This window comes from Variovorax sp. W2I14 (genome assembly GCF_050435205.1).
In the GTDB taxonomy this organism is placed as follows: domain Bacteria; phylum Pseudomonadota; class Gammaproteobacteria; order Burkholderiales; family Burkholderiaceae_C; genus Variovorax; species Variovorax paradoxus_C.
In genome coordinates this window covers 2,664,289-2,685,147 of sequence record NZ_JBNDJX010000001.1, presented here as the reverse complement: position 1 = coordinate 2,685,147, position 20,859 = coordinate 2,664,289, and the positions used below count along the sequence as shown (strand labels likewise).

The window sequence follows — 20,859 nt, the reverse complement described above, 5'->3', positions numbered from 1 at the left end:
CAAAGGCAGCCTTGACAATAATTGCCGCGGCAGCTAATATTTCGTCCCATGAGCGATGCAAACATTCCCAAGGCCTCGTCGGTCCCCGATGACGCTGTGCGTCGGCCCCCCGTCTTCTATCGGGCGGAGGACTATCGCGCCGAGGAAAGCATCGGCTACCTGATGCGCCGCATCGTCTCGGCGGTGGCCCAGTCGGTGGAAACCCGCATGTGCGAGCCCGGCGGCCCCACCTTTCCGCAATGGGTGCCGCTGTACAAGCTGCACACCGGCGCGGCGACCACGGTGGCCGAACTGGCACGCGCCTGCGAACTCGACACCGGCGCCATGACGCGGCTGCTCGACCGCCTCGAAGCCAAGGGCCTGTGCCGCCGGGTGCGTTCGCTGGAAGACCGCCGCGTGGTCAACATCGAGCTCACCGACGAAGGCCGTGCCGCCGCCAAGGAAGTGCCTTACGTGCTCAGCCGCGTGCAGAACGAGCACCTGGCAGGTTTCACCACCGAGGAGTGGGAGCAGCTCAAGGGCTACCTCCGCCGCATCCTCGACAACGCGCAGGCCCTCGCGGCCCGTGGAGATAAAAATGAATGATTCCTTCGCCGTGCGCGCTGTGCGTCGCACTCCCGTCGTTGCGGCCGCGTTGCTGCTTGTGGCGCTGGCCGGTTGTGCCGACATGTCCGGCATCGGCTCGCAGGCCAAACTGCGCGATGCGTCGTCGCTCGGCATCGCGCCCGACAGCGCCGCAACCCCCGTCTCCAGGCTCGACCGCCAGTGGTGGCTCGCCTTCGGCGACACGCAGCTCAACACGCTGATCGACCAGGCCGTGGCCGGCAACCCGAACCTGCAAGTCGCGCAGGCCCGCCTCGCGCGTGCGCAGGCTTCGGCGGACATCGCCGGCGCGGCGCTCAAGCCGCAGGTCAAGGGCGACCTGGACCTGAACCGCCAGAAGTTCAACAGCAACTACATCTACCCGGCGCCGCTGGGCGGCTCGACGCAGAACATCGGCCTGCTGCAGCTCGGCGCCAGCTGGGAGCTCGACTTCTTCGGCAAGAACCGCACCGCGCTCGATACCGCCATCGGCGCTGCCAACGCCGCCGCGGCCGATGCGGATGCCGCCCGTGTGCTGCTCGCCAGCAACGTCGCGCGCAGCTACTTCCAGTGGGCGCGCCTGAACGACCAGCTCACCGTGGCGCAACGCACGCTGGCCCAGCGCGACGAGACCTTGAAGCTCGTGCGCGACCGCGTCTCCGCCGGCCTGGACACCCGCCTCGAACTGCGCCAGAGTGAAGGCGGCCTGCCCGAAGCGCGCCAGCAGATCGAAGCCCTCAACGAGCAGATCGCGCTGCAGCAGCACGCGCTCGACGCACTCGTCGGCCAGCCCAACGTGTCGGCCTCGCTCAAGCCGCCGGTGCTCGCCGGCGTCAAGCCGATGGCGCTGCAGGCCAACATCCCGGCCGACCTGCTGGGCCGCCGCGCCGACATCGCCGCCGCGCGCTGGCGTGTCGAGGCCGCGACGAGCGACGTGGCCAATGCCAAGACCCAGTTCTATCCCAACGTGAACCTCACGGCCTTCGTCGGCTTCCAGAGCTTGGGGCTAGGCAAGCTGCTCAAGTCGGGCAGCGAGCAGTGGGGCGTGGGCCCGGCCATCAGCCTGCCGATCTTCGAAGGCGGGCGGCTCCGCGCCAACCTGCGCGGCAAGTCGGCCGACCTGGACGTGGCGGTCGAAAGCTACAACGCCACGGTGCTCGACGCCGTGCGCGACGCGGCCGACCAGGTCTCCAGCGCCCAGTCGATCACCCGCCAGCAGGCCGAACAGCGCGCCGCGCAAACGGCCGCCGAAGGCGCCTACGACATCGCCGTGCAGCGCTACCGCGCGGGCCTTGGCAACTACCTCAACGTGCTGACGGCCGAGACCTCGGTGCTGGCGCAGCGCCGGCTGGCCGTCGATCTGGCCGCGCGTGCGCTCGACACGCAGGTGGGCCTGGCACGAGCGCTGGGCGGCGGTTGGCAGCCCCCGGCGACTTCCACCGCCACGGCATCGGCCCCGACGGCCGCAGTGAACTGAACAGGACCGCGCTGACACGGCTCCCGACTCCCTCGTTTTCGGAAAGAAATTCATCATGAGCGACAACAACACTCCGACGTCCGCTGCCTCCGCAGCCCCTGTTGCACCCGAAGCGCCCGCCGGCAACGGCAAGCGCCGCCGCGCGCTGACCGCACTGGCAGCCGTGGTGATCGTCGCCGGCGGCGGCTGGGGTCTCTACGAATGGCTGGTCGCCAGCCATTACGAAGACACCGACAACGCCTACGTACAGGGCAACGTCATCCAGATCACGCCGCAGATCGGCGGCACCGTCATGGCCATCAACGCCGACGACACCGACTTCGTGAAGGCTGGCCAGCCGCTGGTGCAGCTCGACCCGGCCGATGCCAAGGTCTCGCTCGAACAGGCCGAGGCCGCGCTGGCCCAGACCGTGCGCCAGACGCGCACGCTCTACGCCAACAACGGTTCGCTGGCCGCGCAGGTCACGCTGCGCCAGTCGGACATCGTCAAGGCCCAGAGCGACATCGCCAAGGCCCAGGACGACCTGCAGCGCCGCCGCGCGCTCTCGGGCAACGGCGCCGTGTCGAAGGAAGAACTGAACCACGCCGAAACGCAGCTCGACACGGCCAAGAGCCAGCTCGCCGCCGCGCAGGCCGGCGTTGTCGCCGCGAAGGAAGCGCTGGTGAGCAACCAGTCGCTGACCGAAGGCACCAGCGTCGCGCAGCACCCGAGCGTGCTGGCCGCCGCCGCCAAGGTGCGCGAGGCCTACCTCGCCACGCAGCGCGTCGCGATGCCCGCGCCGGTCGACGGCTACGTCGCCAAGCGCACCGTGCAGCTCGGCCAGCGTGTGGCCGCCGGCACGCCGATGATGTCGATCGTGCCGCTCAACCAACTGTGGGTCGATGCCAACTTCAAGGAAGTGCAGTTGCGCAACATCCGCATCGGCCAGCCCGTGAAGCTCACCGCCGACGTCTACGGCAAGAAGGTCGAGTACGACGGCAAGGTCGCCGGCCTGGGCGTGGGCACCGGCAGCGCGTTCGCACTGCTGCCCGCGCAGAACGCCACCGGCAACTGGATCAAGGTGGTGCAGCGCGTGCCCGTGCGCATCGCGCTCGACCCCGAGCAGCTCAAGGCCAACCCGCTGCGCATCGGTCTGTCGATGGACGCCGAGATCGACATCACGTCCAAGAGCGGCAAGATGCTCGCCGACGCGCCGCGCGGCACCGCGCTCACGCAGACGCAGGTCTACAGCCAGCTTGACCGCGGCGCCGATGCCGAAGTGGACCGCATCGTCGCGGCCAACCTCGGCCGCAGCGCTTCGACCAACGCCGCGAACGCCGCAAGCGTCACGAGCGCCACGAGTGCGCCCGCGAAGCATCCGGCCGCGACGCCGGGCACCGGTGCGCAGGTGGCGGTTCAGGGCCAGCCCGGTTGATCGTTGCCCGCTTCGCTTGAACTGAAAAAGCACGCGCAATGGCCACCGCCGCTCCCGCTTACATAGCGCACGCACCGCTCGAGGGCTCCGCCCGCGTGTGGGGCACGATCGCGCTGTCCGCGGCAACCTTCATGAACGTGCTCGATTCGTCGATCGCGAACGTGTCGTTGCCTGCCATCTCGGGCGACCTGGGCGTGAGCACCACGCAGGGCACCTGGGTCATCACCAGCTTCGCGGTGGCCAACGCCATCGCGGTGCCGCTCACGGGTTTCATGACCCAGCGCTTCGGCCAGGTGCGCCTGTTCATGGCGAGCGTGATCCTGTTCATGATCAGCTCGCTCCTGTGCGGCCTCGCGCCGAACATGACCACGCTCATCCTGTTCCGCGCGCTCCAAGGCTTCGTCGCCGGTCCGATGATTCCGCTGTCGCAGACGCTGCTCCTGTCCAGCTATCCGAAGGCCAAGGCGGGCCTTGCGATGGCGATGTGGTCGATGACCACGCTGGTCGCGCCGGTGATGGGGCCGCTCCTGGGCGGCTGGATCACCGACAACATCTCGTGGCCGTGGATCTTCTACATCAACATCCCCGTGGGCATCGTCGCGGCTTCCATCACCTGGGCGCTCTATCGCAAGCGCGAGAGCAACACGCACAAGGTGCCCATCGACGCCATCGGCCTCGCGCTGCTGGTGCTGTGGGTCGGCTCGATGCAGCTCATGCTCGACAAGGGCAAGGAGCTCGACTGGTTCCACTCGCCGCAGATCGTCACGATGGCGGTGGTGGCCGTGGTCGGCTTCGCGTTCTTCCTGATCTGGGAGCTGACCGACAAGCACCCGGTGGTCGACCTGTCGCTCTTCAAGCGGCGCAACTTCTGGTCGGGCGCGGTGGCAACGGCTGTGGCCTACGGCCTTTTCTTCGGCAACGTGGTGCTGCTGCCGCTGTGGCTGCAGCAGTGGATGGGCTACACCGCGACGCAGGCGGGGATGATCATGGCGCCGGTGGGATTGCTCGCGATCTTCTTCTCGCCGGTGGTCGGGCTCACCGTGTCCAAGATCGATCCGCGGCGCTATGCCACGTTCTCGTTCCTGGTGTTCGCGCTGGTGCTGTGGATGCGGTCGAACTTCAACACGCAGGCCGACTTCGTCACCATCATCATTCCGACGGTGATCCAGGGCATTGCGATGGCGTTCTTCTTCATTCCGCTGGTGACGATCACGCTGTCGGGCCTCACGCCCGACCGCATTCCGGCCGCCTCGGGGTTGTCGAATTTCCTGCGGATCACGGCCGGTGCGATGGGCACCTCGCTCACCACCACGCTGTGGGACAACCGCGCGACGCTGCACCATGCGCAGCTCGCCGAGACCATCAACCAGGGCAACAACGCGGCCACCGCTGCGATGTCCGGGCTCACCGGCAGCGGCCTCAGCACCGAGCAGGTGATGGGGCAGATCAACCGCATCGTCGACCAGCAGGCCTACATGCTCGCGACGAACGACATCTTCTATGCGTCGGCGATCCTGTTCCTGTTGCTGATCCCGCTGGTGTGGCTGGCCAAGCCGCAGAAGGGCGGCGCTGGAGGCGACGCCGCGGCCGGCGCGCACTGACAACGCGCGCGGTGGTCACCCCGTAGTCACCCGCGATCACCATCACCCCCAGGCTCCTTCGGGACCCTGGGGGTTTTTACTTGCCCAGCGCCTTCAGCACGTCGTAGCAGGCGCCCATCGTGTGGTAATCGGTCTTGCCGGCCGGGCTTTTTTGGTCGCTGATCTTCCGGTTCTGCGGCGTGAGGATGCGGTACCACGCGCCGTGCGTGTGATCGATGAAGTGCTCCCACGCGTACGCCCAGATGTTGTCGTACCAGTCCCAGTAGCTCGCATCGCCGGTGCGCACCGCGAGCAGGGCGGCGGCCGCGAAGCTCTCGGCCTGCACCCAGAAATACTTGTCGCCGTCGTACATCGAGCCGTCGGGCGCGAAGCCGTAGACCAGCCCGCCGTTGTCCGCATCCCAGCCGCGGAACATCGCGGTGTCGAAGAAGTGACGGGCGCGCGGCACGATCCAGTCGGCTTCGGCGCCTTGCGCATTCAGGAGGCGCTCCAGTTGCAGCAGCAGCTTGGTCCATTCGGTCAGGTGGCCGGTCTGGAAACCCCAGGGCTTGAAGATGTCGCTGCGGTCGCCGCGGTTGAAGTCCCAGTCGACCGACCAGTCGGTGCGGTAGTGCTCCCACACGAGGCCATCGGCCAGCGCGGCCTGCCGGCCCGTCACGGCCTCGGCGAGTGCGATCGCGCGGTCGAGGTAGCGCGTCTCGTGCGTGGCCTCGAAGGCGGCCATCATCGCCTCGCAGGCGTGCATGTTGGCGTTCTGGCCGCGGTAGGGCGACACCTGCCAGTCGGCCGTGGCTTCGTCGGCATACAGGTGGTGGCGCGGTTCCCAGAAGTGCTGCTCCATCAGGTCCCACGCGTGCTCAAGTCCCTCGCGCGCCTCGCCCACGCCGGCCATCAGCGCGTGTGCGTGCGCGAGCAGCACGAAGGCCAGGCCGTAGCAGTGCTGGGTGCTGTCCAGCACGGTGGCGCGGCCGCCGTGCCAGTCGATCTGCCATGCGTAGCCGCCGCCGGGCAGCGCATGCGCGCCTTGAAGGAAGGCCAGGCCGTGCCGCACGGCGTCGAGATCCGCCGCATTGCCGAAGCGGCGGTACGCGTTCGCGTGGTTGAACACGAAGCGCGTGCTGCTCACCAGGTGGCGCGTGCGCCGGTCGTAGACCGCGCCGTCGTCCTTGAAGAAATGAAAGAAGCCGCCCGAGGAATCTGTGTCGCGCGGTTCGTAGAAGTCCAGCGTGTGCCGGATGTGGTCGATGAGGAATTCGGGTGAGCGGAAGTCGGGCATGGCGCTGAGGGTGTGAGTGTCGCGGGCGACGCCATTGTCATTCCGACGACAGTCGGTGCTCGTGCATAGCTTCCCCGTCTTGCGCAGGTTGCACTGCAGCATAGGCATTTGCCCCAGTATGCAAGTGCGGGTCGCCCACGAACAATCGGTCCGCGCTCATGGTGGCGCGCCAAGATGGACCGCATGACCGACTTCTTTTTTCCGAACCCGGGCGACCTCGCGAGATGAGCGACGTCATCCTCGAAACACGCCAGCTCACCAAGGAATTCAAGGGGTTCACCGCGGTCAGCAAGGTCAACCTCTCGGTGGTGCGCGGCTCGATCCACGCACTCATCGGCCCCAACGGTGCCGGCAAGACCACCTGCTTCAACCTGCTCACGAAATTCCTGGAGCCGACCACGGGCACGATCCTGTTCAACGGACAGGACATCACCGGCGAGCGCCCTGCGCAGATCGCACGGCGCGGCATCATCCGCTCGTTCCAGATTTCGGCCGTGTTCCCGCACCTGACGCTGCTGGAGAACGTGCGCCTCGGGCTGCAACGGCGACTGGGCACCTCGTACCACTTCTGGAAGAGCGAGAAATCGCTCAAGCCGTTGGATGCCAGAGCCCGCGAGCTGCTGGCTGAAGTCGGCCTCGAAGAACTGGCCGACGAACAGACCGTGAACCTGCCTTACGGCCGCAAGCGCGCGCTCGAGATCGCCACCACGCTGGCGATGGAGCCCGAACTGATGCTGCTGGACGAACCTACGCAGGGCATGGGCCACGAAGATGTGCACCGCGTGGCCGAGCTCATCAAGCGCGTGTCGGCCGGACGCACCATCCTCATGGTCGAACACAACATGAGCGTGGTCTCCACGATTGCCGACACCATCACCGTGCTGCAACGCGGCGCCGTGCTGGCCGAGGGCCCCTACGCCGAAGTCTCGAAGAACCCGCAGGTCATGGAGGCCTACATGGGCACGACGGACGGCGAAATGCAAGGGGCTCACTGACATGAACCCCCACGCTCATCACTTCGTGTATTCGCTGCCCCCCGAGGGGGCGCGGGCCTCCCTTGGGGCGGCCCGGCGGGAGGCCCAATGACCGCTGCACTCGAAATCAAGGGCCTGCAAGCCTGGTACGGCGAATCGCACGTGCTGCATGGCGTGGACATGGTCGTGCAGCCCGGCGAAGTGGTCACGCTCCTGGGCCGCAACGGCGCGGGCCGCACCACCACGCTGCGCGCCATCATGGGCCTGACCGGTGCGCGCAAGGGCAGCATCGAGGTCAACGGCAAGGAAACGATCGCGATGCCGACGCACCGCATCGCCCACCTCGGCATCGGCTATTGCCCGGAAGAGCGCGGCATCTTCGCGAGCCTCTCGTGCGAAGAAAACCTGCTGCTGCCGCCCGAACTCAAGGGTGCGGGCCCGGGCATGTCGGTCGAAGAGATCTACGCGATGTTCCCCAACCTGGCCGAGCGCCGCCACAGCCAGGGCACGCGCCTGTCGGGCGGCGAGCAGCAGATGCTGGCGGTCGCGCGCATCCTGCGCACGGGCGCCAAGCTGCTCTTGCTCGACGAGATTTCCGAAGGCCTCGCGCCGGTCATCGTGCAGGCGCTGGCCCGCATGATCACCACGCTGCGCGCCAAGGGCTACACCATCGTGATGGTGGAGCAGAACTTCCGCTTCGCCGCGCCTCTGGCCGACCGTTTCTATGTGATGGAGCACGGCCGCATCGTGGAGAAGTTCGGCGCCGCCGAGCTCGAAGCCAAGATGCCGGTGCTCACCGAGTTGCTCGGCGTCTGAACAAGAAAAGTCCACAAGACTCCCCTTTCCCCATCCCACAAAGATTCCTTCAGGAGACAACACCATGAACAAGAAACTCGGCCTCATCGCCTCCGCCGTCGCTGTCCTCGCCATGGGCGCGGGCGCCGCACAAGCTCAAGAGAAAGTGAAGATCGGCTTCGTCACCGACCTGTCGAGCCTGTACGCCGACCTCGAAGGCAAGGGCGGCGCCACCGCCATCCAAATGGCCATCGACGACTTCGGCGGCAAGGTGCTGGGCCAACCCATCGAACTGCTGGTTGCAGACCACCAGAACAAGGCCGACATCGCCGCCTCCAAGGCCCGCGAGTGGGTCGACACGGCCGGCGTGACCATGATCTTCGGCGGCACCAACTCCGGCACCGCGCTCGCGACCGCCAAGGTGGCCGAAGAGAAGAAGCGCGTGTACTTCAACAACGGCGCGGGCAGCTCGGTGCTCACCAACGAGCAGTGCTCGCCCTACACCGTGCACTACGCCTATGACACCGTGGCGCTGGCCAAGGGCACCGGCGCGGCGGTGGTCGATCGTGGCGGCAAGAGCTGGTTCTTCCTGACGGCCGACTACGCCTTCGGCCACGCGCTGGAAGCCGACACCACCAAGGTGGTGAAGGAAAAGGGCGGCACGGTCGTGGGCGCGGTGCGCCATCCGCTGAACGCATCGGACTTCTCCTCGTTCCTGCTGCAGGCGCAGAACTCCAAGGCGCAGATCCTGGGCCTGGCGAACGCGGGCGGCGACACCATCAACGCGATCAAGGCGTCGAAGGAATTCGGCATCAACAAAACCATGAAGACCGCGGGCCTCCTGGTCTTCCTGAGCGACATCCACAGCCTGGGCCTGAAGAACACCGAAGGCCTGCTGCACACCACCAGCTGGTACTGGGACCTGAACGACGACACGCGCAAGTTCGCCAACCGCTTCTTCGAGAAGACCAAGCGCATGCCCACCGACGTGCAGGCCGCCGACTACTCGGCCACCACCACCTACCTGAAGGCCGTGGCCGCCGCCAAGACCACCGATTCCGACAAGGTGATGGCGCAACTCAAGAGCATGAAGATCGACGACTTCTACGGCAAGGGCCAGATCCGCGCCGACGGCAGCTTCATCCATGACATGTACCTGGTCGAAGCAAAGTCGCCCGCCGAATCGAAGAAGCCGTGGGATTACCTGAAGGTGCTGAAGGTGCTGCCGGGCGAGCAGGTCTTCACCACGAAGGCCGAGACGAAGTGCGCCGCCTGGAAGTAATGCGCTGACCCCATTCGCGATTCACCCACCGAAGTCAACGAGGACCCTCCCATGAAACGCACGCTCATCGCTTCCGCCTGCCTGCTGGCCACCTGTCTCGTGGCCGCGGGCGCGGCCCAGGCGCAGGACAAGGTCAAGATCGGTTTCATCACCGACATGTCGAGCCTCTACGCGGACGTGGAGGGCAAGAACGGCGCCCTGGCGATCCAGATGGCCATCGACGACTTCGGCGGCAAGGTCAATGGCATGCCGATCGAACTCTTGTCGGCCGACCACCAGAACAAGGCCGACATCGCCGCCTCGAAGGCGCGCGAATGGATCGACACGCAGGGCCTGACGATGCTGTTCGGCGGCACGAGTTCGGGCACCGGCCTCGCGATGGCGAAGGTGGCGCAGGAGAAGAAGCGCGTCTTCATCGTCAACGGCGCGGGCAGCTCGGCGCTCACCAACGAGCAGTGCTCGCCCTACACGGTGCACTACGCCTACGACACCGTGGCGCTCGCCAAGGGCACCGGCAGCGCGGTGATCGCGCGCGGCGACAAGAGCTGGTATTTCCTCACCGCCGACTACGCCTTCGGCCAGGCCCTGGAAGCCGATGCCTCCAAGGTCGTGAAGGAAAAGGGCGGCACCGTGGTGGGCAGCGTGAAGCACCCGCTCAACACGTCCGATTTCTCTTCGTTCCTGCTGCAGGCGCAGAACTCCAAGGCGCAGGTGCTGGCGCTAGCCAATGCCGGCGGCGATACCATCAACTCGATCAAGGCGGCCAAGGAATTCGGCATCACCAAGTCGATGAAGATGGTGGGCCTTCTGGTCTTCGTGACCGACGTGCACAGCCTGGGCCTGAAGAACACCGAGGGCCTCCTGCTCACCACCAGCTGGGACTGGAACCTGGACGACAAGACGCGCGCTTTCGGCAAGCGCTTCTTCGAGAAGACCAAGCGCATGCCCACCGACATCCAGGCAGCCGACTACTCGGCCACCATGACGTATCTCAAGGCCGTGCAGGCCGCCAAGACGGTCGATGCCGACAAGGTGATGGAGACGCTCAAGTCCACGCCCATCGACGACTTCTATGCCAAGGGCAACATCCGCGCCGACGGCCGCTTCGTGCACGACATGTACCTGGTGCAGGTGAAGTCGCCGGCCGAGTCGAAGCAGCCCTGGGATTACTACAAGGTGGTCCAGAAGCTCAAGGGCGAGGACGTCTTCACGACCAAGGCCGAGAGCAAGTGCGCCCTCTGGAAGTGATCTCCCGCGGGCGCCCTTGCGGCGCCCGGGTTCGTTGAAACGCTTATGAACATTTCCCTCCCCGCCTTGTTGAGCCAGCTCCTTCTGGGGCTGGTCAATGGCTCGTTCTACGCCATCCTGAGCCTCGGGCTGGCGGTGATCTTCGGTTTGCTCAACGTCATCAACTTCGCGCACGGCGCGCTGTTCATGCTGGGGGCCGTCCTGACCTGGATGGCCATGGAGTATTTCGGCATCAACTACTGGGTGATGCTGATCGCGGCACCCATCCTCATCGGCCTCTTCGGCGTGGTGATCGAGCGGTTGCTGCTGCGCTGGATCTACAAGCTCGACCATCTGTATGGCTTGCTGCTCACGCTGGGCCTCACGCTCTTGATCGAAGGCGTGTTCCGCTCGGTCTACGGCGTCTCGGGCCTGCCCTACGACGCGCCCGATGCGCTCTCCAGCGCCACCGACCTCGGCTTCATGGTGCTGCCCAACTACCGCGCCTGGGTGGTCGTCGCCTCGCTGGTGATCTGCTTTGCGACCTGGTACGTGATCGAGAAGACGCGCCTGGGTGCGTACCTGCGCGCCGGCACCGAGAACCCGCGCCTGGTGGAGGCCTTCGGCGTCAACGTGCCGCTGATGATCACGCTGACCTACGCCTTCGGCTGCGCGCTCGCGGCCTTCGCGGGCGTGCTGGCCGCACCGGTGATGCAGGTCTCGCCGCTGATGGGGCAGAACCTCATCATCGTGGTGTTCGCGGTCGTCGTGATCGGTGGCATGGGCTCGATCATGGGCGCCATCCTCACGGGCTTGGGCCTTGGCGTGATCGAAGGCCTCACCAAGGTTTTCTATCCAGAAGCATCGTCTACGGTTGTGTTCGTGATCATGGTCATCGTGCTGCTCATCCGCCCCGCCGGCCTGTTCGGCAAAGAGAAATAAGGCGGACGGCATGAACATGAAAAAGATATCCACCGTCGTCTACGCGCTGCTGCTGGTCGCGCTCATCGCCGCGCCGTTCTTCGGTGCCTACCCGGTGTTCGTGATGAAGCTCATGTGCTTCGCGCTGTTCGCCGCGGCCTTCAACCTGCTGCTGGGCTTCACGGGCCTGCTGTCCTTCGGCCATGCGGCCTTCCTGGGCGGCTCCGCGTATGTGGCGGGCCATGCGATCAAGGTCTGGGGCCTCACGCCGGAACTCGGCCTCATCGCGGGCACGCTCAGTGGCGCCTTCCTCGGCTGGATCTTCGGCATCCTGGCCATCCGCCGGCAGGGCATCTACTTCGCGATGATCACGCTGGCGCTCGCGCAGATGATGTTCTTTGTCGCGCTGCAGGCCAAGTTCACCGGCGGCGAGGACGGCCTGCAGGGCGTGCCGCGCGGCAAGCTCTTCGGCGTCATCGATCTGTCGAACGACCTCACGATGTACTACGTCGCGCTGGTGGTCGTGGTGGCTGCCTTCTTGCTGATCGTGCGCACCATCCACTCGCCGTTCGGGCAGGTGCTCAAGGGCATCAAGGAGAACGAGCCGCGCGCGCTCTCGCTGGGCTACGACGTGAGCCGCTTCAAGCTGCTGGCGTTCGTGATCTCGGCGGCGCTCTCGGGCCTGGCGGGTTCGCTCAAGACATTGGTGCTGGGCTTCGCCACGCTGTCGGACGTGCACTGGACCGCTTCGGGCCAGGTCATCCTGATGACGTTGGTGGGCGGCCTCGGCACGCTCTCGGGCCCCATCGTGGGTTCGGCGGTGGTGGTGCTGCTGGAAAACAAGATCGGCGAGCTCGGCAACTTCCTCGCGCGCATCACGACGGTGGACTGGTTCAACACGCTGGGCGAGTCGGTGACCATGGTCACGGGCCTGATCTTTGTGATCTGCGTGCTGGCGTTCCGCAAGGGGATCATGGGCGAGATCATTGCGTTCATCGACCGACGACGCGCGAAATAGCCGCATCGGGCAACGCTAAAAAAAAAGGGAGCTTTTCGAAGCTCCCTTTTTTATTGCCGTTGATCAGCAGTTGCCTTTTTTCGCTTGGCCGGGCGGGCAGAAATCGCCCCGGTCGCGGTCATGCCCGCGATCGTGCCGCCGAGGGCCATCGTCCCAGTCGCGGCGGGCCTCGCGACGGGCCTCGCGGCGGCGCCAATCGCCTTCGGTCCAGCGCCAGCCGCCACGGTCTTCGACCCAGCGGCCCGGGGCGTAGGCATAGCCTGCCCGCGCGGGCCGCCAGTCGCCGCGTCGCCACGCATACGCGCGGCCGTCCCAGGCCCAGCGGCCCGGCACCCAGACATAGCCGCCGCGCGGTGGCGGTGGTGCCTCGTAGCGTGGAGGTGGCGGCGCCACCATGACCAACCCGGGAACGTTGATGTTCACCGAGACCTGTGCGTTCGCGCCAAGGGGCGTGGCCAGCAATGCAAAAGCGCTGGCCAGGCCGAGCGCGGCGAATCGAATCTTCATGGAGCCTCCGTTTTTCCAGATCGTGAGTATGCAAACTGCCAACGCATGGGGGGCGCTGCCGGTTGTCAGGCCTTGCACCAGTACCTGATGGCCTGCGTACGCATCCCGAACAGAAACTTACAGCCGCAGCGGCGCAGCGTATCCCGTCATCTCCAGGTAGCCCCGACCGACGCGCTTCCCCTGTGCATCGAGCAAATCGCTGAGCCCTTCCCAGTACACGCCGCCGGTCGAACCCCGGCTGTCCAGTTCCTGGTCCTCGAGCAGGGCGCGCACTTCGAAATTTCCGGAGGGCGTCTGCACGCGCCACTGCGTCGGGTACTTCGCCTGCGTGCGCGGACTGCTCCACGCGTTGAGGCTTTCGAAACGCACCTCGTCGTTCTTGAAGACGCGCGGAACACCGTCGCGCGTGCGGAACGAGCCGCCACCCCACAAGGCGCTGCCATCTTTCCGACGCAAATGAAAGGCGGTGAGTGCGCTGCCGTCGTCGAGGTTCATGCCGATCCAGTCCCAGCCCACGGCCTCGGGATGCATCAGCGCCTCGCTCCATTCGTGGTCGAGCCATGCGGTGCCGGCAACGTCGAAAGCCTGGCCCTTGAGCGTGAGCTTGCCCTGTGTCTTGAGCTGAGGCTCGCTGTAGTAATAGCTCGCCTGGGCTTCGTCGGGTCCCTTGCGCGAGAGACCTGCGTTGCCTTGCAGCAGCACCGGCTGCGTCGGCACGAAGCGCAGGTCGAGTGCGAACTCGCCGGTCGGAATGCGCGCCGCATAGCTGCCGTCCTTGCGCACCAGCGACCAGTCGCGCAGCCGCACATCGGTGTCGGCTTCGCTGGCCGATGCGACGCCGAAGCCCGCGCGCGCGATGCGCTGGTCATGCAGCAGCACGCGGCCTTCGAGGTCGGTGACCGCCGCATGCGCGAACACGAGGTTCTTCGCGGCGAAGGCCGAGCGCATGTTCTGCGTCGCATCGATGCGCGAGCGGAAGAAGGTCACCTGAAAGCCGAACTCGCGCCCCGCTGTGCTCTTCGCGTGGCCGGTGATGTACCACCACTCGGTGTGCAGGTCGGGATGGCTGCCGAAGTCGCGCGGAAACTGCAGCGTACGCGGAGGCAATGCCCAGCTCGCGGGCGCCGCAGCCAGCGCGGCGAGCAGCAGGCTGCGCCGCGAGAGACCGAAAGCACCGGAAGGCGAAGACATCACCCCGCCACCAGCGCATCGATGCGCTGCTGCGCAGGCCCGATGTCGCCGAACGCGTTCTTCACCCACGCCGCATCGTGGTAGCTCGGCAGGTAGCGCTCGCCTGAATCGCACAGCAGCGACAGGATCGAGCCCTTGCGCCCGGCCGCGCGCATCTCCTCGGCCACGGCCAGCATGCCGATGAAGTTGGTGCCCGTCGACGGCCCCACCTTGCGCCCGAGCAGCGCCGAGAGCGCATGCATCGCCGCCACCGAATCGAGATTGGGCACCTCGATCATGCGATCGACCAGCGTGCGGACGAAGCTCGGCTCCACGCGCGGCCGCCCGATGCCTTCGATGCGCGAGCCGACCGCCGTCAGCGTCGTATCGCCCGTGCGGTGATAGGCCGAGAACACCGAGCCCTCGGGGTCGGGCACGCACACCTGCGTGTCGTGGCAGCGGTAGCGCAGGTACCTGCCGATGGTCGCGCTGGTGCCGCCGGTGCCCGCGCCCACCACGATCCATTCCGGTATCGGATGCCGTTCGCGCGCCATCTGCTGGAACATGCTCTCGGCGATGTTGTTGTTGCCGCGCCAGTCGGTCGCGCGCTCGGCGTAGGTGAACTGGTCCATGTAGTGCCCGCCTGTGCGCTCGGCCAATGCGCGGGCTTCCTCGTACACCTCTGCCGCGTGGTCGACGAAGTGGCAGCTTGCGCCGTAGAAGGCGATCTGCGCGACCTTCTCGGGCGAGGTGCTGCGCGGCATCACCGCGATGAAGGGCAGGCCCAGCAGCCGCGCGAAGTAGGCCTCGCTCACCGCCGTCGAACCGCTGGAAGCCTCGACGATGGTCGTGCCCTCGCGCACCCAGCCGTTGCACAGCGCGTAGAGGAAGAGCGAACGCGCGAGCCGGTGTTTCAGGCTGCCGGTCGGGTGGGTGGATTCGTCCTTCAGGTACAGGTCGATGCCCGCTGCCGCGAGAGCGGGCAGGGGGAGCGGGATGAGGTGCGTGTCGGCACTCCGCTGGTAGTCGGCTTCGATGCGGCGGATGGCGCTGCCGAGCCAGCCGCTGCAGGAAGGGGATGTGGGGGTGGGCTGCATAGCGCGCCAGTCTACAAGTCATGCCTTGTAACCTGGCCACCGGTGGAAATCGGGATACTGTGCGCTGCCATCCACAAGGCAGGAGACGAGACACATGAAAAGAACGAGCCCGCGCCTCGCCGCGCGACGCATGCCGAGCCATCGGCTTTCCATCATCGGCTCACTTGCCGCCATCGCACTCGCAGGTTGTGCGTCCGCTCCTTCAGGCAGCGACACACCCAGCCGCCCCTCCTCATCCTTCGCCGTCCCCGGCCTCGAGAAGCCCGCCGAAGTGCTGGTCGACCGCTGGGGCGTGCCGCACTTGTACGCCGGCACGCTCTACGACGCCTTCGTGGCGCAGGGTTTCATCGCCGCGCGCGACCGGCTCTGGCAGATGGACCTGTGGCGCAAGCGCGGCCTCGGTGAAATGGCGAAAGACTTCGGCCCCGCCTGGGTCGAGAGCGACCGCGCCGCGCGGGCCGTGCTCTACCGCGGCGACATGTACCGCGAGTGGCTGGCCTACGGGTCGGACGCCAAGCGCGTGGCGGAGGCTTTCACGGCCGGCGTCAACGCCTACGTCGCGCAGGTGCGCGCACAGCCCGCGCTGCTGCCCACCGAGTTCGCATTGCTGGGCTACCAGCCGGCGACGTGGTCACCCGAGGACGTGGTGCGGATCCGGCACCACGGGCTCACGCTCAATTTCACTTCAGAGGTCGACCGCGCACGCGCCTTCTGCGCAGGCGGTCCGGGCGTCAAGGCCGACTGGCTGCGCCGTGAGCTCGATCCGCCGGTCACGCCCAAGGTTCCCGTGGGGTTCGACCCCTGCGCCATCCCGGCGGCGGAACTGCGCGCAGCCTATTTGCGGGCGACCGATTCGCCGCGCTTCACCAAGGAGAACACGCGGGTCGGCTTGAACACGGGCGCGGCCGCTGCACCGGTTGCCTTGCTGCCCGGCAGCGCCGAGTCCATCGCCGCAAAGGCCGAGCAGGACGCCGCACAGCAGCAGGCCCTTCAAGGCGACCCCACGGGCGCCTACGGCAGCAACAACTGGGTCATCTCGCCGAAGCTCACGTCCACGGGCCGGCCGATCCTCGCGAACGATCCGCACCGCTCGCACGGCGCGCCGAGCCTGCGCTACATGACGCACCTGAGCGCACCCGGCATGGACGCCATCGGCGCGGGCGAGCCGTTCCTGCCGGGCCTGTCGATCGGCCACAACGGCACCATCGCCTTCGGCCTCACGCGCTTCTACATGGACCAGGAAGACCTGTACGTGTACCAGCTCAACCCGAAGAACCCCAACGAGTACCGCTACCAGGGCCGATGGGAGCCGATGACGCGCGTCGCCGAGCGCATCGCGGTACGCGGCGAGAGCGCACCGCGCGAGGTGGTCAACACCTTCACGCGCCACGGTCCCGTGCTGCTTTCCGAGCCCGGCAAACGGCGCGCGTATGCATTGCGTGCCGCCTGGCTGGAGCCTGGCATGGCGCCGTACTTCGGTTCGATGGACTACATGCGCGCGCGCAACTGGGACCAGTTCCGCGCCGCGATGAACCGCTGGGGCGCGCCGGGCGAGAACCAGGTGTATGCCGACAGCAGCGGCAACGTCGGCTGGATTCCGGGCGGGCTCACGCCGATCCGCCCGAACTGGGATGGCCTCATGCCCGTGCCGGGCGACGGCCGCTACGAGTGGTCGGGCTTTCGCAACGGCGACGAGCTGCCTTCGGAGTTCAACCCCGCGCGCGGCTACGTGGTGACCGCGAACGAGAACAACATTCCGCCCGACCATCCGGCTGCGAAGAAAGGCGTCGGCTACGAGTGGAGCGATGCGGCCCGCGCGCGGCGTTTGAAAGAGCTGTTCGCAGCGAAGGTGGCGGCAGGTTCGCGCTTCACCATCGAGGACTCAGAGCGCATGCAGAACGACATCGTCGCGACGCCCGCGCAGCGGCTCCTGAAGCTGTTGGCGGGGCTGCGCAGCGACGACGCGCAAACGACCGCCGGCCTCCGCCTGCTGCAGAACTGGGACGGCACGATGGACCGCGACAGCGCCGCTGCCGCGCTCTACGAGGTGTGGAGCAGCAAGACCCTGCGCGCAGCGGTGCTCAAGGCCGGCGCGGGCGAGGTGGGCGCGCCCCTGGCGGCACCAGGCGACAACACGCGCATGGTGCTGCTGCTGGAGAACCCGTTCGGCTGGGTCACCGATGCGCAGCGCGACGCCTTGCTGCTTCAGACGCTGCCGCCCGCGATGCAGGAGCTCACCGCCAAGCTCGGCCCCGACATGACCGCCTGGAAGTGGGGCACGCTGCACCGCGCGGAGTTCCGCCATCCGCTGGCCGGCGTGGTCGATGCCGCGACGCGCAAGAAGCTCGACGTGGGCGACTGGCCGATGTCCGGCTCCAGCTTCACGCCGATGGCCGCGACCTACCGGGCCAGCGACTACAAGCTGACCTCGGGCGCGTCGTTCCGCATGGTGCTCGACGTGGGCAGCTGGGACGCCTCGCGTGTCATCAACACGCCGGGCCAGTCGGGCAACCCGGACAGCCCGAACTACCGAGACCTTGCGCCGCTGTGGCTCGAAGGCAAGTACGTGCCGCTGGTCTACAGCCGCGGAGCGGTGGAGAAGGAAACGGTCGAACGCATCCAACTCACGCCCGCAAAATAGGCGGCATGACCCTCGACGAACTCAACCGGTCGTGTTCGACGACATCCGCGTCGTGAACATGATCGACATCTGGCGCCGCATCGCACAGCCCAAGATGGACCTGACTTCCTTCGGCCACTGGAGCGGCACAGGCCTGATCGACTGGAACGGAACGTCCGATCTCTGAGCGTTGAAAGAGGAGGGGCTACCAGTCCTCTTTCACCGCCAGCACCACATCCTTGCCCGCAGCGGCTCGCCCCGCCAGCCACGCGGTGACGGTGCCGGCCACGACCACCGCGCCGCACAGCGCGATCAACCGCGCCCACGGCACGAGCAAATCCATCGTCCAGTGAAAGCTCTGCGGATTCACCACCTTCACGAGCACCACCGACACCGCGAGCCCGAGCACCAGCCCGGCCACGGCGCCAATGGCCGTCCAAGCCGCGCCTTCGCCCGCCACCACCGCCAGCACCTGCCGCCGCGTAAACCCCAGGTGCGCGAGCAGGCCGAACTCCTTCCGCCGCGCGAGCACCTGCGCGCTGAAGCTCGCGGCGATGCCGAAGAGGCCGATCGCGATGGCCACGGCCTGCAGCCAGTAGGTCACCGCGAAGCTGCGGTCGAAGATGCGCAGGGACGTCGCTCGGATCTGCCCGACCGAGGCGATCTCGACCGAATCGGGTGACCCGCCTGCCTGGCGCGCCGCAAGCGCGCGCACGGCGGCCTGCACTTCGCCTTCTGATGCGCCCGGTGCGAGCCACAGCGAGATGTCGCTCACGTCGCGCTGGCCGGTGACGCGCTCGTAGTCGCGCGCATCCATCGTGATCGCGCCGAACTGCCGCGCGTAGTCGCGCCACACGCCGGCCACGAAATAGGTGTGCGTGGCTTTCGTCGGGAGCGCGGTGGCCGACAGCGCGGCGGCCAGCGGCGCGAAGGCCGCGCCCGGCTTCGCGCCGTAGAGCTCCACCATCGGCTCGCTCACGTAGATGCCGATCTGCCCCGAGGGCACATGCAATGCCGAGCCCACCAGCGGCAGCGATTGCGACGCGCTGCCTTCCAGGCTGCGCGCGATCAGCGTCACCGCTGGCTGCGACGCATCGAGCTGCAGCGACTGCGTGCGCAGCGTGCCCGTGCGCGCCACGCCGGGCAGTTGGGCCAGCGCCTGCACGAAGGCGGGCGGAAAGGTCGCGGTGTCGGTGCTGCTCGTGCCGCCGCTGTTGCCGCCGCGGCCGCCCGAGGTGGCGCGCACGTACAGGTCGGCGGGCAGCACCACGTCGAGCCAGTGCGTCACCGAATCCCGAAAGCTCGCGACCATCACCGTGAGCGCGACCGCGAGGCTCAGGCTTGCGACCACGCCGCTCACCGCCACGGCCGCCGTGCCGCGCATGCGCCGCGCGCGCTCGATGGCGAGCATCGGCAGCACGCGCTCGGCGAACGCGGGCGCGATGCGGTCGTACAGCAGCGCGATCAGCCAGGGCAGGGCGGTGATGCCGCCCACCAGCAGACACGCGACCGAGAGATACGCCGCCACCGGAATGCCGCCGATGGCCGGGATGTTCGCCAGCGCCGCGCTGAGCGCGATCAGCCCGAGTGCCAGCCAATGGCTGCGGCTCTGCGTGGGCGCGGCGCCCAGGCCCTTGAGCGTCTGCGCCTCGGGCAGCGCCTGTGCGGCGCGCGCGGGCCACCAGCCACCCACCAGCGCTGCCACCACGCCGAGGCCGCCGTACAGCAGCGCCGCGCCACCGCTCCAATGCAGCTTGGGCGCGACGCCTTCGAAGTACCCACCGCCGAGGTCGCCGCCCAGCACCCGCAGCGCGAAGGCCGCGAGCGCGCTGCCGAGCGCAAGACCCGCGGCACTGCCGATCACGCCGAGCACCAGCGATTCGGCGAGCACCAGCCGCAGCCGTTCGCGCGGCGTGAGGCCGAGCACGCCGAGCAGAGCGAACTGCTGCGCGCGCTTGGCGACGCTGAGCGCGAGCACCGAGAACACGAGGAACGCACCGGTAAACAGCGCCACCAGCGCCAGCACCGTGAGGTTGACGCGGTACGCGCGAGACAGGTTGCTCACGCGCTCTGCCGCATCACCTGGCTCCGCGAACTGCACGCCCGCGGGCCAGCCGGGGGACTTCTGCAACGCATCGATGAAGGCCGCGCGGTCGGTGCCGGGCGCGAGCCGCAGGTCGATGCGACTCAGGCGGCCGACCTGCTCGAACAGGTCTTGTGCGGCTGCGATGTCCATCACCGCGAGCGCCGTGCCGCTGGCGGCGACGTGGCCGGCGACCTCGAGGCGATGCCACATGGCGCCGCTGCGCAATTGCACCGTCTCGGTGGCGTCGACGCTGGCTTGCGCCGGCAAGCCGAGCACGCTGCGCGCAGCGGCATTGAGGAATACATGGCCCGGCGCGAAGAGCGAGAGGCGGTCGGCACCCGCTGCGGGCTGCGGCATCAGCGCGGGCGCGATGGTCGGCAGCACCAGCGCATCGACGCCGATCACGCGCATCGGCACTTGCCGTTCGCCGCTGGCGAGGGCCAGGCCCTGGAACTCGAGCACCGGGCTCGCGAGCGTCACCTGCGGATGCTGTGCAAGTTGCGCGAACACGGCTTCATCGAAGCCGCCCTGCACGGCACGCACTTCGAGGTCCGGCTGGCCGTTGACCGATCGCACCGCGCTGGAGAACTCATCGAGCGCCGAGGCGTTGATGAGCTGCACCGAGAACGCGAGCGCCACGCCCAGCATCACGGCCAGCACGGCCGCCGCATTGCGCCAGGGGTGGTGACGCAGTTCCTGCCAGGAGAAGGTGGTGAGCAATGCACGCATTCCGCGATTGTGGCCGCGGGAGGCCTTTGTTACATCGGCGTGGCACGATGGCGCCTCTTTCGATGACGCCCCGAGGAATTCGA

The 20,859-nt window shown here is 67.4% G+C and carries 17 protein-coding genes; 12 read left to right on the top strand and 5 right to left on the bottom strand.

Going from position 1 to position 20,859, the window contains the following annotated elements; genetic code table 11:
- Window positions 1-48 precede the first annotated feature (48 nt).
- Genes QF040_RS12445 through QF040_RS12430 form a run of 4 tightly spaced genes read left to right on the top strand, consistent with a single transcriptional unit; the run spans window position 49 to window position 5,074 of the window.
- Window positions 49-585, top strand: a complete 537-nt coding sequence (locus QF040_RS12445; protein ID WP_013542396.1) for a MarR family winged helix-turn-helix transcriptional regulator — start codon at window positions 49-51, stop codon at window positions 583-585.
- On the top strand, window positions 578-2,059 hold the full coding sequence (locus QF040_RS12440) for an efflux transporter outer membrane subunit (RefSeq protein ID WP_429611283.1): 1,482 nt from the start codon (window positions 578-580) through the stop codon (window positions 2,057-2,059). The genes QF040_RS12445 and QF040_RS12440 overlap by 8 nt, the downstream gene beginning before the upstream one ends.
- A 55-nt stretch (window positions 2,060-2,114) precedes the next feature.
- The gene (locus tag QF040_RS12435; RefSeq protein ID WP_429611282.1) at window positions 2,115-3,473 is read left to right on the top strand and encodes an efflux RND transporter periplasmic adaptor subunit; all 1,359 of its coding nucleotides are present in this window, start codon (window positions 2,115-2,117) and stop codon (window positions 3,471-3,473) included.
- A gap of 38 nt (window positions 3,474-3,511) precedes the next feature.
- On the top strand, window positions 3,512-5,074 hold the full coding sequence (locus tag QF040_RS12430; protein WP_013542393.1) for a DHA2 family efflux MFS transporter permease subunit: 1,563 nt from the start codon (window positions 3,512-3,514) through the stop codon (window positions 5,072-5,074).
- Between the two features lie 76 nt (window positions 5,075-5,150).
- Here the strand turns inward: QF040_RS12430 and QF040_RS12425 are convergent, their stop codons facing one another.
- Window positions 5,151-6,350 (bottom strand): AGE family epimerase/isomerase, encoded by a 1,200-nt coding sequence (locus QF040_RS12425; RefSeq protein ID WP_429611281.1) that lies wholly within the window; start codon window positions 6,348-6,350, stop codon window positions 5,151-5,153.
- Window positions 6,351-6,574: 224 nt separating this feature from the next.
- Here QF040_RS12425 and QF040_RS12420 point away from each other — a divergent pair, with 224 nt between their 5' ends.
- From QF040_RS12420 to QF040_RS12395, 6 genes are all read left to right on the top strand, one after another.
- A complete protein-coding gene (locus QF040_RS12420) occupies window positions 6,575-7,345 on the top strand; it encodes an ABC transporter ATP-binding protein (RefSeq protein WP_013542391.1) in 771 nt (256 codons plus the stop codon).
- An 87-nt stretch (window positions 7,346-7,432) separates the two neighbouring features.
- Entirely contained in the window at window positions 7,433-8,140 is a 708-nt protein-coding gene (locus tag QF040_RS12415; protein WP_013542390.1) for an ABC transporter ATP-binding protein, read from the top strand.
- A 112-nt stretch (window positions 8,141-8,252) separates the two neighbouring features.
- A complete protein-coding gene (locus QF040_RS12410) occupies window positions 8,253-9,401 on the top strand; it encodes an ABC transporter substrate-binding protein (protein ID WP_429614648.1) in 1,149 nt (382 codons plus the stop codon).
- Between the two features lie 51 nt (window positions 9,402-9,452).
- Window positions 9,453-10,649, top strand: a complete 1,197-nt coding sequence (locus QF040_RS12405) for an ABC transporter substrate-binding protein (RefSeq protein ID WP_013542388.1) — start codon at window positions 9,453-9,455, stop codon at window positions 10,647-10,649.
- A gap of 45 nt (window positions 10,650-10,694) precedes the next feature.
- Complete coding sequence (locus QF040_RS12400; protein ID WP_042581796.1) at window positions 10,695-11,570, top strand: branched-chain amino acid ABC transporter permease; 876 nt, start codon at window positions 10,695-10,697, stop codon at window positions 11,568-11,570.
- Window positions 11,571-11,580: 10 nt separating this feature from the next.
- Window positions 11,581-12,567 (top strand): branched-chain amino acid ABC transporter permease, encoded by a 987-nt coding sequence (locus QF040_RS12395; protein ID WP_429611280.1) that lies wholly within the window; start codon window positions 11,581-11,583, stop codon window positions 12,565-12,567.
- Between the two features lie 63 nt (window positions 12,568-12,630).
- Here the strand turns inward: QF040_RS12395 and QF040_RS12390 are convergent, their stop codons facing one another.
- From QF040_RS12390 to QF040_RS12380, 3 genes are all read right to left on the bottom strand, one after another.
- Window positions 12,631-13,074: a YXWGXW repeat-containing protein gene (locus QF040_RS12390; RefSeq protein WP_429611279.1), complete on the bottom strand. Its 444-nt coding sequence runs from the start codon at window positions 13,072-13,074 to the stop codon at window positions 12,631-12,633.
- A gap of 117 nt (window positions 13,075-13,191) precedes the next feature.
- On the bottom strand, window positions 13,192-14,265 hold the full coding sequence (locus QF040_RS12385) for a lipocalin-like domain-containing protein (protein WP_429611278.1): 1,074 nt from the start codon (window positions 14,263-14,265) through the stop codon (window positions 13,192-13,194).
- A complete protein-coding gene (locus QF040_RS12380; protein WP_429611277.1) occupies window positions 14,265-15,341 on the bottom strand; it encodes a PLP-dependent cysteine synthase family protein in 1,077 nt (358 codons plus the stop codon). Before QF040_RS12380 ends, QF040_RS12385 begins: the two co-directional genes overlap by 1 nt.
- A gap of 130 nt (window positions 15,342-15,471) precedes the next feature.
- Between QF040_RS12380 and QF040_RS12375 the strand changes: the two genes are divergently transcribed.
- Entirely contained in the window at window positions 15,472-17,982 is a 2,511-nt protein-coding gene (locus QF040_RS12375; protein WP_429614647.1) for a penicillin acylase family protein, read from the top strand.
- 31 nt (window positions 17,983-18,013) lie between these two features.
- Window positions 18,014-18,148, top strand: a complete 135-nt coding sequence (locus QF040_RS12370; RefSeq protein WP_429611276.1) for a hypothetical protein — start codon at window positions 18,014-18,016, stop codon at window positions 18,146-18,148.
- Between the two features lie 18 nt (window positions 18,149-18,166).
- On the opposite strand, the gene QF040_RS12365 is transcribed toward QF040_RS12370, so the two are convergent.
- Window positions 18,167-20,776 carry an FtsX-like permease family protein gene (locus QF040_RS12365; protein ID WP_429611275.1) on the bottom strand — a complete coding sequence of 870 codons (2,610 nt, stop codon included), beginning with the start codon at window positions 20,774-20,776 and terminating at the stop codon, window positions 18,167-18,169.
- Between the last annotated feature and the right edge of the window lie 83 nt (window positions 20,777-20,859).

Excerpts from the sequence above, each read along its gene's own strand:
- QF040_RS12365 (WP_429611275.1), bottom strand. The coding sequence starts at position 20,776 with ATGCGTGCATTGCTCACCACCTTCTCCTGGCAGGAACTGCGTCACCAC.
- QF040_RS12385 (WP_429611278.1), bottom strand. The coding sequence starts at position 14,265 with ATGTCTTCGCCTTCCGGTGCTTTCGGTCTCTCGCGGCGCAGCCTGCTG.
- QF040_RS12395 (WP_429611280.1), top strand. The coding sequence starts at position 11,581 with ATGAACATGAAAAAGATATCCACCGTCGTCTACGCGCTGCTGCTGGTC.
- QF040_RS12380 (WP_429611277.1), bottom strand. The coding sequence starts at position 15,341 with ATGCAGCCCACCCCCACATCCCCTTCCTGCAGCGGCTGGCTCGGCAGC.
- QF040_RS12445 (WP_013542396.1), top strand. The coding sequence starts at position 49 with ATGAGCGATGCAAACATTCCCAAGGCCTCGTCGGTCCCCGATGACGCT.
- QF040_RS12410 (WP_429614648.1), top strand. The coding sequence starts at position 8,253 with ATGGGCGCGGGCGCCGCACAAGCTCAAGAGAAAGTGAAGATCGGCTTC.
- QF040_RS12420 (WP_013542391.1), top strand. The coding sequence starts at position 6,575 with ATGAGCGACGTCATCCTCGAAACACGCCAGCTCACCAAGGAATTCAAG.
- QF040_RS12440 (WP_429611283.1), top strand. The coding sequence starts at position 578 with ATGAATGATTCCTTCGCCGTGCGCGCTGTGCGTCGCACTCCCGTCGTT.
- QF040_RS12415 (WP_013542390.1), top strand. The coding sequence starts at position 7,433 with ATGACCGCTGCACTCGAAATCAAGGGCCTGCAAGCCTGGTACGGCGAA.
- QF040_RS12435 (WP_429611282.1), top strand. The coding sequence starts at position 2,115 with ATGAGCGACAACAACACTCCGACGTCCGCTGCCTCCGCAGCCCCTGTT.
- QF040_RS12430 (WP_013542393.1), top strand. The coding sequence starts at position 3,512 with ATGGCCACCGCCGCTCCCGCTTACATAGCGCACGCACCGCTCGAGGGC.
- QF040_RS12375 (WP_429614647.1), top strand. The coding sequence starts at position 15,472 with ATGCCGAGCCATCGGCTTTCCATCATCGGCTCACTTGCCGCCATCGCA.
- QF040_RS12425 (WP_429611281.1), bottom strand. The coding sequence starts at position 6,350 with ATGCCCGACTTCCGCTCACCCGAATTCCTCATCGACCACATCCGGCAC.
- QF040_RS12405 (WP_013542388.1), top strand. The coding sequence starts at position 9,453 with ATGAAACGCACGCTCATCGCTTCCGCCTGCCTGCTGGCCACCTGTCTC.
- QF040_RS12390 (WP_429611279.1), bottom strand. The coding sequence starts at position 13,074 with ATGAAGATTCGATTCGCCGCGCTCGGCCTGGCCAGCGCTTTTGCATTG.
- QF040_RS12400 (WP_042581796.1), top strand. The coding sequence starts at position 10,695 with ATGAACATTTCCCTCCCCGCCTTGTTGAGCCAGCTCCTTCTGGGGCTG.